Raw genomic sequence first — 13,333 nt, forward strand, 5'->3', positions numbered from 1 at the left:
ATGATCACGAAAAAAGCCATGCTGGCAAGTGCCGCGCTGTTGCTGTTCGGCGGCTGGTCGCTCGCCGGGGCGGCGGGGCAGTCCGGTACTCCGGTCGGCGAGGCCCGGCCGGTCGACGCCTCGCCCGCGCTTCCCGCGCTCGATCCGACGATCCGGGCCAAGGCCGACGCGCTGTTCGCCGATGCTGACGATGTCGGCGAAACGCGCGCGCTGCTTGTGCTGCGCGACGGCGATCCGGTCTACGAACGCTATGGACAGGGCTTCGACCGCAACTCGAAGCTGATAAGCTGGTCGATGGCGAAAAGCATCACCGCGGTGCTCGTCGGCTTCCTCGTCGCCGACGGGCAATTGTCGCTCGATGCCCCGGCACCGGTCGCGGCGTGGCAGCGGACCGGCGATCCGCGCGGTGCGATCACGCTGCGCCACCTGCTGCACATGGCATCGGGGCTCGAGCATGTCGAGACCGGCGACCCGGTGTGGAGGGGCGATACGGTCGAGATGCTGTTCGGCGGCGGCGCGGGCGATATGGCCGCCTTTGCCGAAGCCAAGCCCGCGGCCGCGAAGCCCGGCGAGATATTCAACTACAGCTCGGCGACCAGCGTCATCCTCGCCGATATCCTGGCGGACACGCTGACCCCCTCGCAAAATCCCGAGGCGCGGCGCGACGCCGTGCGCGACTTCATCCAGGGGCGGCTGGTCGAACCGCTCGGCATGACCAGCCTGACCCCCGAGTTCGATGCCAAGGGCACGATGATCGGCGGCTCGATCATGCACGCGACCGCGCGCGACTATGCGAAGTTCGGCGAGTTCCTGCGCAACCATGGCGTCACGGGCGGTCAGCGCCTGCTGCCCGAGACGTGGATGCGCTTCATGCTTACCCCGTCGGAGGACGATCCGGGCTATGGCGGTCATATCTGGCTCAATCGCCGCCGTCCGCAGGGCGCCGATGTCGCGCTATGGCCCGACCGCGGTCCGAACGACCTTTTCGCCTGCATCGGGCATCAGGGGCAATATATCATCGTCTCGCCGTCGCAGCGGGTGACGATCGTGCGGCTGGGGATCACGAAGGACGATCAGTTTCCGGCGCTCAGGCGGCATCTGGCGGATTTGACGGCGGCGCTTTGAGGGCGCCCATTGGGGCCGTCGCGACATTTGCGTCTTATAGCTTCGTCATTCCCGCGAAAGCGGGAACCCAGGGCGTGCGTCGGCTGACCCCACACTGGGTTCCCGCTTTCGCGGGAATGACGAAGATCGAGAACGCGACCTTCGCCCTTACACGCTACAGCAGAAATTCCCCCACCAGCGTCGTCACGCAGCGCCCCGTCAGTTCGACCCTGTCGCCGGTCAGCCGACACCCCACATGCCCGCCGCGCGCGCTCGCTTGATAAGCGGCGAAGGCGTCGCGGCCGAGGCGGGTGGTCCAATAGGGCGTCAGCACGCTGTGCGCCGATCCGGTCACCGGGTCTTCGGGGATGCCGGCGCCGGGAGCGAAGGCGCGGCTGACGACGTCGGCGCCCGACGGATCGCCCACGCCGGGCGCCGTCGCGATATAAAGAATGTCGCCCTCGGATAGCGCGGCGAGATCGGGTGTCAGCGCACGCACCTCCTCGGCGCTGTGATAGACGATCAGCGCATAGCCGCTGTCGTGCCACAGCGTCTCGACGACGTCGCCGCCCATCGCGCGCGTGATGTCGGGCAGCGGTTTGGCGCCGGCGCGATAGGCGGGCAACTCCATGCGATAACCCTCGTCGTCGCCGTTCCGAGCGACCTGCAATATGCCGGCCTTGCGGGTGCGGAAGCGCATCTCGTTCCGCCATTGAGCGGCCGAGAGCAGCACATGCCCGCTCGCCAGCGTCGCATGGCCGCAAAGCGCGACCTCGATCGCCGGGGTGAACCAGCGCAGCTCATAATCGGCCTCGCCGCTCTCGTCGGGGACGAGGAAGGCAGTTTCGGCGAGATTATTCTCCGCCGCCATCGCCTGCAGCACCTCGTCGCTCAGCCATTCCTCGAGCGGCATCACCGCCGCCGGATTGCCGGTGAACGGCCGGTCGGCGAAGGCATCGACGCGGGTGACCGGAAAGGAGCGGAGCGCGGTCATGGATAGAGAAGCCCTTTCGTCCAGCCGTCGCCGTCGCGCACGTAGACATTGCGCTCGTGCAGGCGATGTTCGCGGTCCTGCCAGAACTCGATCCGCTCGGGCGTGACGCGCCAGCCCGACCAGCGCGGTGGGCGCGGGACGTCTTGCCCCGCGAAGCGCGCCTGCATTTCGGTGAAGCGCGCTTCGAAGGTCGCACGGTCGTCCAGCGGGCGCGACTGGTCGCTCGCCCAGGCGCCGAGCTGGCTGTCGCGGCTGCGCGTCGCGAAATAGGCGTCGGCGACGCTGTCCTCGACCGGCGCGGCCGGCCCCTCGATACGGATCTGGCGGCGCAGCGATTTCCAGTGAAAGAGCAGGGCGACCTGCGGGTTCGCGGCGAGTTCGCTGCCCTTGCGGCTGTCGAGATTGGTATAGAAGATGAAGCCGTCCGGGCCATGCCCCTTGAGCAGCACCATGCGCACCGAGGGGCGGCCGTCGGGCGTCGCGGTCGCGAGCGCCATCGCATTGCCGTCATTGGGTTCGCTCACGCGCGCTTCGGCGAGCCAGGCATCGAACAGGGGAAAGGGATCGGTCGTCATGCGCGCGGTCATAATGCGGCGCGGGGCGATGGTCGAGTTTCATCGTCACCGGTGAAGGCGGAACTTGACCCATTCGCGCGCCGCTCCCACATCGCGCGCTCATCAGGCCTTCACGGCCAGTCACTTATCGGGCTACAGAAGACAGATGGCAGATCCCTATTCCACCCTCGGCGTCGCGAAAAGCGCGAGCGAAGCGGAGATCAAGTCCGCTTACCGCAAGCTCGCCAAGGAACTGCATCCCGACCGCAACAAGGACAAGCCGAACGCGGCGGAGAAATTCTCCGACGTCACCAAGGCTTATGACCTGCTGTCCGACAAGACGAAGCGCGCGCAGTTCGACCGCGGCGAGATCGACGCCGACGGCAATCCCGCCATGCCCTTCGGCTTCGGCGGCGGTGGCGGCGGTTTTCGCGGCGACCCGCGCGGGCATCCGCAGGGCGGCTTCGGCGGCGACGGTGCCGATTTCGGCGATATTTTCGAGGGGCTGTTCGGCGGACGCGGCGGCGGTGGCGGCGGTCCGTTCGGCTTCGGCGGCGGTCGCCATGCGCCGCCGCCCTCAAAAGGTGCGAATGTCGCCTATCGCCTGTCGGTGTCCTTCGTCGATGCGGCGACGCAGGCGATGCAGCGGATCACGCTCGCCGACGGCAAGACGATCGACCTCAAGCTCCCTGCCGGAGTCGAGACCGGCACCCAGATGCGCCTCGCGGGCAAGGGGCATCCCGGCGCCGCGGGTCCCGGCGACGGCATCGTCACGATCAGCGTCGGCGACCATCCCTTTTATGAGCGCGACGGCGACAATATCCGGCTCGACCTGCCGATCACGCTGAACGAGGCGGTCAAGGGGGCGAAGATCAAGGTGCCCACGGTCGATGGCCCGGTGATGCTGTCGATTCCCGCCGGATCGACCTCGGGCAAGGTGATGCGGCTCAAGGGCAAGGGGTTCAGTAGCAAGGGCGGCGGCCGCGGCGACCAGCTCGTGCGGCTAATGGTCGATATCCCCAGGGAGGATGCCGAGCTTGCCAGGCTGGTCGAGGGCTGGACCGACGGCCGCGCCGTGCGGGCGGACCTCGGCGTGTGATGCGTGGCTGAGCCGAGCGAGAAAAAAGTGGCGGCCGCGCTCGAACGCGAAGTCGCCGCCGAGGTCGATCAGCTCTTCCTTGCCGAAGGCCATTCGCCGCATTCGCCCGAAGCGCGTGCCGAGCGCGCCAAGCGCGTCAAACTGCGCGCGCGGGCGCAGGGCGTCATCGAGCGTGGACGTGAGACGCTGGGGCCGGGAACGCGCGTCTTCCGGGTGATGCGCCGGGTGCTTGTCGGCACATACACCGACGGCTTCATCCATGCGGGCAACCTTGCCTATCTTGCGCTGATCGCGCTGTTTCCCTTCTTCATCCTCGTCGCCGCCGTCGTTAGCCTGCTCGGCGGCAGCGCGGGGGGCGAGGCGGCGATCGAGGCGGTCTTCTCGGTCATGCCGCCGACCGTCGCCAAAGCGCTGGCGGGGCCGATTCGCGAGGTGATGGGCGCGCGCACCGGCATCTTCCTGTGGCTCGGCGCGATCGTTGCGCTGTGGACGGTCGGCAGCTTCATCGAGACGATGCGCGATATATTGCGCCGCGCCTATGGCACCCATTTCTCGCGCGGTTTCTTTCACTATCGGCTGCTGTCGATCGGTATCATAACCGGTGCGGTGGTGCTGATGATCCTGTCGTTCAGCATGCAGGTGCTGATCGTCGGTATCGAACAATTCGTGACGCGCGTGCTGCCGTCCGCCTATCAGGCGGCGGGAACGGTCGCGCTGTCGCGCATCGTGTCGGCGGCGGGGCTGTTTCTCGCCATCTACATGCTCTTCTATTCGCTGACCCCCTCGAAATACCGCCGCCTCAAATGCCCCAAATGGCCGGGCGCGCTGTTCACCACGCTCTGGTGGGTCGCGGTCACGCTCGCGCTGCCGCCGCTGCTCGCCAGCCTGATGAGCTATGACGCGACCTACGGCAGCCTCGCCGGGGTGATGGTCGCGCTGTTCTTTTTCTATCTCGTCGGATTGGGTATGGTGATCGGTGCCGAACTCAACGCCGCACTCGTCGAGGTTGAGGATTTGGGACACGACGCTATTGGGCGCGTGGACGACATCATTGTCGAAGAGAAAAAGGCCGGAGAAACGGAATGACGGGTCTGATGAAGGGCAAGCGCGGGCTGATCATGGGCCTTGCGAACGACAAGTCGCTCGCCTGGGGAATTGCAAAGGCGCTCCACGCGCACGGCGCCGAACTCGCGATCAGCTATCAGGGTGAGGTGATGGAAAAGCGGGTGAAGCCGCTCGCCGACCAGCTCGGCTGCGATTTCCTGATCGATTGCGATGTTGCCGATATGGACAATCTCGATGCGGCCTTCGCGACGCTCGCCGCGCGCTGGCCGACGATCGATTTCGTCGTCCATGCGATCGGCTACACCAACAAGGAAGCGCTGCGCGGGCACTACGCCGACGTGACGCTCGACGATTTCCTGATGACGATGAACATCAGCGTCTACAGTTTCACCGCGGTCGCCAAGCGCGCCGCGGCGATGATGACGCCCTTCGACCCCGAAACCGGCGCGGGCGGCGGATCGCTGCTGACGCTGAGTTACTACGGTGCCGAGAAGGTGATCCCGCACTATAACGTCATGGGCGTCGCCAAGTCGGCACTGGAAACCAGTGTCAAATATCTCGCCAACGATTACGGCCCGCAGGGAGTGCGCGTGAATGCGATCTCGGCCGGGCCGATCAAGACGCTGGCCGCAAGCGGCATCGGCGATTTCCGCCTGATCCTCAAGTGGAACGAGCATAATGCCCCGCTGCGCCGCAACGTCACGATCGACGATGTCGGCGGCTCGGCGCTCTATCTGCTCAGCGACCTTGCGTCGGGCGTCACCGGCGAAACGCATCATGTCGACGCCGGCTATCACACCGTCGGCATGAAGCAGGAAGACGCGCCGGACATCGCGCTTGCCTGACGGCTTCGTCATCCGCGCAGCGACAGCGGCGGATGCCGATGCCATCGATGCGGTCGTTCGCGCCGCCTTTGCCGGAACCGGCTTCGGCCATCAGGGCGAGGCCGATCTGGTGCGGATGCTGGAGGCCGAAGGCGACGGGCTCGTCTCGCTCGTCGCCGAGATTGCGGACGCCGTCGTCGGACATGTCCTGTTCAGCCGGATGGACGTCGAAGCCGATGGCGCAGCGGTGACGGCGGCCGGCCTTGCGCCGGTCGCGGTCTTGCCCGAATGGCAAGGGCAGGGGATCGGCGGCGCGCTGATCCGCGCCGGACTCGATGCCATGCGCGACCAAGGTGTGGCGATGAGCTTTGTTCTCGGCGATACCGCTTATTATCCGCGCTTCGGTTATTCGCCCGAGCTTGCGGCGCGATTCGTATCATCGTTCGCCGGGCCGCATCTGATGGCGCAGATGCTCGATCCCGGCGCGCCCTGGCCCCGCGGCGGCCGCGCGGACTATGCCCCCGCCTTTGGCCGGCTCGGCTGACAAGGGTTGAATTTCGGCGCATTTCCCGCCATCGCGCGGGCATGGACCCTGCGCTCGCCATCGATCATGTGCAGATCGCCATCCCGGCGGGGGGCGAGGCGGCGGCGCGCGTTTTTTATGGCGACCTGCTCGGCCTGACCGAACTGCCCAAGCCCGCCGACATGGCGGCGCGCGGGGGCTGCTGGTTCGCGGTCGGCGCGCACCAGTTGCATCTGGGCGTCGAAGCCGATTTCCGCCCCGCCAAAAAGGCGCATGTCGCGCTGTCGACCGACGCGCTCGACGCGCTGCGCGCGCGGGTCGAGGCGGGCGGCCACAAGGCGAAGGATGACAGCCCGGTCGATGGGCGTTACCGCTTTTTCACCGAAGACCCCTTCGGCAACCGGATCGAGTTCATGGACAGGACGCCGCGCGTATGAGTTTCAACAGCTTCGGACGCGTGTTTCGGTTCACGACCTGGGGCGAGAGCCATGGGCCCGCGCTCGGCGCGGTGGTCGACGGCTGTCCGCCGCGGCTGTCGCTGTCGGAGGGCGACATCCAGCCCTTCCTCGACAAGCGCCGCCCCGGCCAGTCGCGCCACACGACGCAGCGGCAGGAACCCGACCAGGTACGCATCCTGTCGGGCGTGTTCGAGGGCAAGACGACGGGCACCCCGATCAGCCTGATGATCGAGAATGTCGACCAGCGATCGAAGGATTATGGCGAAATCGCGCAGGCCTATCGTCCCGGCCACGCCGATTATGCCTATGACGCCAAATATGGCATCCGCGACTATCGCGGCGGCGGCCGGTCGAGCGCGCGCGAGACCGCAGCGCGCGTCGCCGCGGGCGGCGTCGCGCGGCTGGTGATCCCCGAGGTGCAGATCCACGCCTGGGTCGCCGAGATCGGCGGCGATGCGATCGATCCCGAAAATTTCGACCTCGAGGAAATCGACCGCAACCCCTTTTTCTGCCCCGATCCCGCCGCGGCGCAGCGCTGGGAGGGGATGATGGATGCCGCGCGCAAGGCGGGCAGTTCGCTGGGCGCGGTGATCGAATGCGCCGCGAGCGGCGTTCCGGCGGGTTGGGGCGCGCCGGTCTATGCCAAGCTCGATGCCGACCTCGCCGCTGCGATGATGGGGATCAACGCGGTCAAGGGAGTCGAGATCGGCGCGGGCTTTCACGCTGCGCGCCTGCGCGGTGAGGAAAATGCCGACGCGATGCGCCCCGCGAGTGACGGCAGCAATCACCCCGATTTTCTGTCGAATAATGCCGGCGGCATCGCGGGCGGCATTTCGACCGGGCAGCCGGTCGTCGTTCGCGTCGCCTTCAAGCCGACGAGTTCGATCCTCACCCCCGTGCCGACGATCAACCGGGCGGGCGAGGCCGCCGACATCGTCACCAAGGGCCGGCACGACCCCTGCGTTGGCATCCGCGGCGCGCCGGTGGTCGAAGCGATGATGGCGCTCGTCCTCGCCGACCACAAGTTGCTCCACCGCGCCCAGTGCGGCTGACATGATCGAGGCGCTGCGATCTTTCATCGAAGCGCATCAAGCGGTCCTGTCCCTGGCGATACTGGCGGCGATGTTCGTCGGCTTTCTGATGGAACGTCTTCCCGCGACGGTGATCGCGATCCTCGGGGCCTGCACCTATCTCGCGCTCGGCATCCTCGATGCCGAGGCGGCCTATTCGGTGTTTTCCAACTCGGCGCCGATCGTCATCGGCGCGATGTTCGTGCTGTCGGGCGCGCTGATCCGCACCGGGGTGATCCAGCGCGTCGCCGATGCGATCATGGCGCGCGCCGAAAAGCATCCGCGCCTTGCGATCGTCGAGGTGCTGCTCGGCGCGCTCGCCGCCTCGGCATTTCTCAACAACACGCCGGTCGTCGTGGTGCTGTTGCCGATCATGATGAAACTGGCCGAAGTCACGGGGGTCAGCGCGAAAAAGCTGTTGATGCCGCTCTCGATCGCGGCGGTGCTCGGCGGCACGCTGACGCTCATCGGCACGTCGACCAACCTCGTCGTCGACGGTGTCGTCCGCCAGGCCGGAATGCCGCGTTTCGGGATTTTCGAGATCACCCCGATCGGCCTCGTCACCGCCGCGTCGGGGATGATCGCGCTCGGGCTGATGTGGTGGTTGCTGCCCTCGGACAAGCCGATCGCGGGCGCCGCCGGGACGCATGATGCGCATCAATATCTGACCGAACTGGTACTCAGTGACGACGATGATCTGGTCGGGATGACAGTCGAGGCGTTCCGCGACCTGCCGCGCTCGGGCCGCGTCGTCGGCGTGCGCCGCGCTTCGGCCGTCGTCCATGGTGCCGAGCTTGAGCATTGGACGCTCGCTGCGGGCGACCGGCTGATCGTCCGGGTCGATGGCGCGACGCTGGTGACCTGGCGCGAACAGGGGCGTTTCCTGCTGGGAATCGGGAACGGCGAGCCATCCGCGAGCGACATGGTCGTCGAAACGATGATTGCCCCCACCCATCCATCGATCGGGCAGCGGCTTGCCGATATTCCCTTTCTGCAAAAGATTCGCGCGCGCATCATCGGCCTCGACCGGCCGCTGCACGAGGCCGGTCCCGACCTCGCGAGCGTCCGCATCCGGCCGGCTGACCGGCTGCTGGTCACCGGCGGCCCGCGCGAGGTCGAGGCGCTGCGCGACAATCCCGGCCTGATCGGCGCCGACCTCGCCAAGACGCGGGCCTTCCGGCGCGGCAAGGCGTGGATCGCGATCCTGTGCATGGCGGGTGTCGTCAGCCTCGCGGCGCTCGACGTGATGCCGATCGGCGTCGCCGCGATCATCGCCATCGGCGTTATTCTCGTCACTCGCTGCATCGACAGCGACGAGGCGTGGGGAACGATCGATGGCGACGTGCTGATCCTGATCTTCGCGATGCTCGCGGTCGGCGTCGCGCTCGAAAACAGCGGCGCGGTCGCGATGATGGTCGGCTGGGTCGAGCCGTCGCTCGCCAGTGCGCCCCCCTGGGTGCTCGTCTTCGGCATCTATTTCTTTGCGCTGCTCCTCTCCGAGCTGCTCAGCAACAATGCGGTCGCGGCGCTGATGACCCCGGTGACGCTCGCGATCGCGGCCGAACTCGGCGTCGACCCGCGGCCGCTGGTGATAGCACTGATGATCGGTGCGTCGGCCTGTTTCGCGACGCCGATCGGCTATCAGACCAACACGATCGTCTATGCCGCCGGCGATTATCGCTTCGTCGATTTCGTCAGGATCGGCGTGCCGCTGAATATTATCACCGGCGTATCGACCTGCCTCGCGATCGTGTTTTTCCTGACCTGAGATTGCCCGCGGCCAGCCAGCCTGTTACCCCCGCCCGATAGCAACCGCCACCGGCGGGACAGGGGAGTATTGGATGGCGCGTCGCCTTACGGTTTTCATCTTGATCGGCATGGTTTTGGGCATCGTCGTCGGATTCGCGGTGCGAAGCTTCGTGCCCGCCGACAGCCAGGCCTATGAATATTGGCTACGCGGCTTCGGCACGCTCGCCACCATTTTCCTCAATCTGATCAAGATGCTCGTCGCGCCGCTGATCCTCGGCACGCTCATCGCGGGTATCGCGCATATGGGCGACAGTTCGGCGCTGGGCCGCATCGGCACCCGTGCGCTCGCCTGGTTCATTCTCGCCAGCCTGGTCTCGATCAGCCTCGGCCTCGTCATGGTCAATCTGCTCGAACCCGGCGCCGGGCTCCATCTGGCGGTCGGGGCGCATTCGACCGCCGAGGTCGGGGAGGTCAAGAAGCTCGACCTGTTCGAATTCATCGAGCATATCTTCCCGAAAAACGTCGTCCAGGCGATGGCGGAGAACAACGTCCTCCAGATTCTCGTCTTCGCGCTGTTTGCAGGCGTCGGCCTGACCGCGATCGGGGAGAAGGGGAAGCCGCTGGTGCGCGGCGCCGAGGCGCTGGCCGAACTGATGCTTCAGATCACCGGCTATGTGATGCTTCTTGCGCCGCTCGCGGTGTTCGGCGCGCTGGCAAAGGTCGTCGCGCAATATGGGCTCGCCATCCTCGGCACCTATGCCGAGCTTCTGACCGAATTCTACATCGCGTTGCTGCTGCTCTGGACTCTGCTCCTCGGCGCCGGGGCGATCTTTCTGCGCACGCGCATCTTCTCGCTCATCCGCTATGTCCGTGAGCCGCTGCTGATCGCTTTCTCGACCGCGTCGTCGGAGGCGGCGATGCCCAAGCTGTTCGAGCAGCTCGATCGTTTCGGCGTGCCGCGCCGCATTTCGGGCTTCGTGCTGCCCTTGGGGTACAGCTTCAATCTCGACGGGTCGATGATGTATGCCAGCTTCGCGACGATCTTCATCGCGCAGGCCTATGACATCGAACTGTCGATCGCGACGCAGATATTGATCCTGCTGACCTTGATGGTGTCGTCAAAGGGTATCGCGGCGGTGCCGCGCGCCAGCCTGGTCGTCATCACCGCGACGCTGGCGATGTTCGACCTGCCGGTCGAGGGCGTCGCGCTCGTCTTTGCGATCGACCATTTTCTCGACATGGGCCGCACCGCCACCAACGTCGTCGGCAACGCGGTTGCGACCAGCGTCATCACAAAATGGGAAGGCATGCTGGAGGTCGAGGAGCCGATCGATGCCGAGCGGCCGCACGCGCCCGCGCACACCGCGCATCGCGGCGCGCGCGGGCTCGAACTGGCCGAGGATATGGTGACCGACGAGCGTAAGCCGCCCGCCGATAGCTGACCGTCAGCGCTTGTCTGACGCCTTGGGGCGCTCGAAACGAGGCCGCGGCCGCTCGGCAGGCGCTTGGCGCGGCGGCGTCGCCGGGCGAGCGACGGGCGCCGCCGGGCGCGCTGCCGAAGGCCGTGCCGCGGGAGGCGTCGCCGCCGCCGGCTGGGGAGTGGGCGCTGTGGCTTGTGGGCGGCGCGGAGGACCACCCGCGGTGGGTGACCAGTTGCGGGGCGGGCGGGCATTGCCATCCGGCGCCGGCCGATGAGGCCTCGCTGCGCCGGGGCCGCGGTCGGGGCGGTTCGGGCTGACCGCGGCTGGCGGCGGCGTGCCGGGTGCGGAGCCGTTTGGGGGCCTGCCGTGCGGGCCGTCGCGATCGCCGTGATTCCAGCCGCCGGGGCGGCCGGGCTTGCCGTCATGGCCTCCCTGACCGGGCCTCGGCGTCCAGTTGCCGCCGTTCGGGCGATCCTTGTGATGCTTCCACCACGCGCGGCGGCCGCCCCAATAGTTCAGATACTGGCCGCGCAGCGGATAGCGGTTGTGATAGCTGTCGAAGAGCCACATGCCGTAGCCCGGATAATAATAGTCGTCGTACCAGCCGCCGCCGAAGCCGATCTGCGCGAAGCCGCCGCTGTAATCGGCGGCGTCGTAGCAGTCATAGCCATAGCCGTCGTCATAGGCATAGCCGTCGCTGTCGTAATAATCGGCGCCATAGCGCGACGCGCAATCGCCGCCCGAAGCATAGCTGCTACCGTAGACGTCGCCATAATAGCAGCCGCCGAGCGTCGTCGTTGCGAGCGCGCCGAGCGCGATGGAGAGGGAGCGCCTGAAACTCTGAGGCATGGTCTTGTCCTTTGGAGGGTCAACGGATGCGACCCGTCATCTTGAGTGCCAGATTGCGCGAGTCGAGTTGAATTTGCGGTGAATGGAGGCGGTGCACCGAAAAGGCGTTACTTGCATTGATGTCAGTAGTTCGATAGCCTCCTGCCATTGCAACGATGGACGAGGTCTTGCGCATGAATGCCCCCGCGAAATTGACATGGTCGGAAAGCCGGTTCGGGCCCGATACGGCGCATTGGCTGCCGCGCGGCCCCGAGAGTGTGCTCGATCATATTCCGGGCGAGGACGGCCTGCCGGTGATCGGCAACACGCTCGAACAATTGCGCGACTATCCGGGCTTCGCACGGCGGATGGTCGCCAAATATGGCCGCGTCTATCGCAACAACAGCTTCGGCGGGCGCAGCGTCGCGCTGCACGGCGCGGACGCGAATGAACTCGTCATGTTTGACCGCGACAAGATATTCTCGTCCGAACAGGGCTGGGGGCCGGTGCTCAACCTGCTCTTTCCGCGCGGGCTGATGCTGATGGATTTCGAGAAGCACCGCGCCGACCGCAAGGTGCTGTCGGTCGCCTTCAAGCCCGAACCGATGCGCCATTACGCCGATTCGCTGAACGAGGGGATTCGCGACCGCGTCGCCGCGTGGAGCGGCAAGAGCTTCAAATTCTATCCCGCGATCAAGGAACTGACGCTCGACCTTGCCGCGACCAGTTTCCTCGGCATCCCGTGGGGGCCGGAGGCCGACAAGGTCAACAAGGCGTTCGTCGACATGGTGCAGGCATCGATCGGCGTCGTCCGCCGTCCGCTGCCCTTCACCGCAATGGGCCGCGGCGCGAAGGGACGCGCCTTTCTGGTCGATTATTTCGGCAAGATGGTGCCCGAGCGGCGTGAGGGCGCGGGCGAAGACATCTTCAGCCAGATCTGCCGCGCCAGGGATGACGACGGGGAATATCTGCCGGTCGACGCGATCGTCGATCATATGAATTTCCTGATGATGGCGGCGCACGATACGATCACCAGTTCGGTCACGACGATGGTCTGGCAGCTCGCCAAGCACCCCGAATGGCAGGACCGGCTGCGCGAGGAGATGCTGAGCGTCGCGCCTGCGGGCGAAGGCGTCGGGCACAACGGCCTCGGCGAGCTCGAAATGACCGAGTGGGCGTTCAAGGAATCGCTGCGCCTCGTGCCGCCGGTGCCGACCTTCCCGCGCCGCGCGCTCAGGGATTTCGAGTTCGGCGGCTACCGCATCCCCGCCGGCACCAGTGTCGGGGTGAGCCCCGCTTTCACGCACATGATGGAGGAGCATTGGCCCGACCCCGAGACATTCGACCCGATGCGCTTCGCGCCCGAGCCGACGCGCGAGCGGCACAAATATGCCTGGGTTCCGTTCGGTGGCGGCGCGCATATGTGCCTGGGGCTGCACTTCGCCTATATGCAGGCGAAAATCTTCTTCCATCATGTCGTGACGACACATCGGATCGTCGTGCGCGACGGCTACGCGCCCGAATGGCAGATGCTGCCGATCCCGCGTCCGAAGGACGGGCTGACGGTGACGTTCGAGCCGCTCTGACGACGCGTCGGACTTTCGGTTCCCATTCCGCGGCTTGCAGGAGGCGGCGCGCGACCTA

At 66.4% G+C, this 13,333-nt stretch carries 13 protein-coding genes; 10 read left to right on the forward strand and 3 right to left on the reverse strand.

Annotated elements, in window-relative coordinates; translation table 11 throughout:
• On the forward strand, positions 1-1,125 hold the full coding sequence (locus ACVENA_RS05045; RefSeq protein WP_449327902.1) for a serine hydrolase domain-containing protein: 1,125 nt from the start codon (positions 1-3) through the stop codon (positions 1,123-1,125).
• A 154-nt stretch (positions 1,126-1,279) separates the two neighbouring features.
• On the opposite strand, the gene ACVENA_RS05050 is transcribed toward ACVENA_RS05045, so the two are convergent.
• Positions 1,280-2,098 carry a PhzF family phenazine biosynthesis protein gene (locus tag ACVENA_RS05050; RefSeq protein WP_449327903.1) on the reverse strand — a complete coding sequence of 273 codons (819 nt, stop codon included), beginning with the start codon at positions 2,096-2,098 and terminating at the stop codon, positions 1,280-1,282.
• Complete coding sequence (gene pdxH / locus ACVENA_RS05055) at positions 2,095-2,673, reverse strand: pyridoxamine 5'-phosphate oxidase (RefSeq protein WP_449327904.1); 579 nt, start codon at positions 2,671-2,673, stop codon at positions 2,095-2,097. The genes ACVENA_RS05050 and pdxH overlap by 4 nt, the downstream gene beginning before the upstream one ends.
• A 145-nt stretch (positions 2,674-2,818) precedes the next feature.
• Between pdxH and ACVENA_RS05060 the strand changes: the two genes are divergently transcribed.
• The 8 genes from ACVENA_RS05060 to ACVENA_RS05095 all read left to right on the forward strand — a co-directional run bounded on the left by ACVENA_RS05060 (position 2,819) and on the right by ACVENA_RS05095 (position 10,882).
• Entirely contained in the window at positions 2,819-3,751 is a 933-nt protein-coding gene (locus tag ACVENA_RS05060) for a DnaJ C-terminal domain-containing protein (RefSeq protein ID WP_449327905.1), read from the forward strand.
• A 3-nt stretch (positions 3,752-3,754) separates the two neighbouring features.
• Positions 3,755-4,837 carry a YihY/virulence factor BrkB family protein gene (locus tag ACVENA_RS05065; protein ID WP_257548698.1) on the forward strand — a complete coding sequence of 361 codons (1,083 nt, stop codon included), beginning with the start codon at positions 3,755-3,757 and terminating at the stop codon, positions 4,835-4,837.
• The gene (fabI, locus tag ACVENA_RS05070) at positions 4,834-5,661 is read left to right on the forward strand and encodes an enoyl-ACP reductase FabI (RefSeq protein WP_257548700.1); all 828 of its coding nucleotides are present in this window, start codon (positions 4,834-4,836) and stop codon (positions 5,659-5,661) included. The genes ACVENA_RS05065 and fabI overlap by 4 nt, the downstream gene beginning before the upstream one ends.
• Positions 5,654-6,184 (forward strand): GNAT family N-acetyltransferase, encoded by a 531-nt coding sequence (locus tag ACVENA_RS05075; protein ID WP_449327906.1) that lies wholly within the window; start codon positions 5,654-5,656, stop codon positions 6,182-6,184. Before fabI ends, ACVENA_RS05075 begins: the two co-directional genes overlap by 8 nt.
• Before the next feature lie 41 nt (positions 6,185-6,225).
• Entirely contained in the window at positions 6,226-6,600 is a 375-nt protein-coding gene (locus tag ACVENA_RS05080) for a VOC family protein (protein ID WP_449327907.1), read from the forward strand.
• A complete protein-coding gene (gene aroC, locus ACVENA_RS05085; RefSeq protein ID WP_449327908.1) occupies positions 6,597-7,673 on the forward strand; it encodes a chorismate synthase in 1,077 nt (358 codons plus the stop codon). Before ACVENA_RS05080 ends, aroC begins: the two co-directional genes overlap by 4 nt.
• Before the next feature lies 1 nt (position 7,674).
• Positions 7,675-9,459, forward strand: a complete 1,785-nt coding sequence (locus ACVENA_RS05090) for an SLC13 family permease (RefSeq protein ID WP_449327909.1) — start codon at positions 7,675-7,677, stop codon at positions 9,457-9,459.
• Positions 9,460-9,532: 73 nt separating this feature from the next.
• Positions 9,533-10,882, forward strand: a complete 1,350-nt coding sequence (locus ACVENA_RS05095) for a dicarboxylate/amino acid:cation symporter (protein ID WP_449327910.1) — start codon at positions 9,533-9,535, stop codon at positions 10,880-10,882.
• Between the two features lie 3 nt (positions 10,883-10,885).
• Here the strand turns inward: ACVENA_RS05095 and ACVENA_RS05100 are convergent, their stop codons facing one another.
• Positions 10,886-11,710 (reverse strand): hypothetical protein, encoded by an 825-nt coding sequence (locus tag ACVENA_RS05100; protein WP_449327911.1) that lies wholly within the window; start codon positions 11,708-11,710, stop codon positions 10,886-10,888.
• A 173-nt stretch (positions 11,711-11,883) separates the two neighbouring features.
• Between ACVENA_RS05100 and ACVENA_RS05105 the strand changes: the two genes are divergently transcribed.
• Positions 11,884-13,275 carry a cytochrome P450 gene (locus ACVENA_RS05105; RefSeq protein WP_449328892.1) on the forward strand — a complete coding sequence of 464 codons (1,392 nt, stop codon included), beginning with the start codon at positions 11,884-11,886 and terminating at the stop codon, positions 13,273-13,275.
• Positions 13,276-13,333: the final 58 nt, after the last annotated feature.

The organism is Sphingopyxis sp. 550A (genome assembly GCF_053569535.1).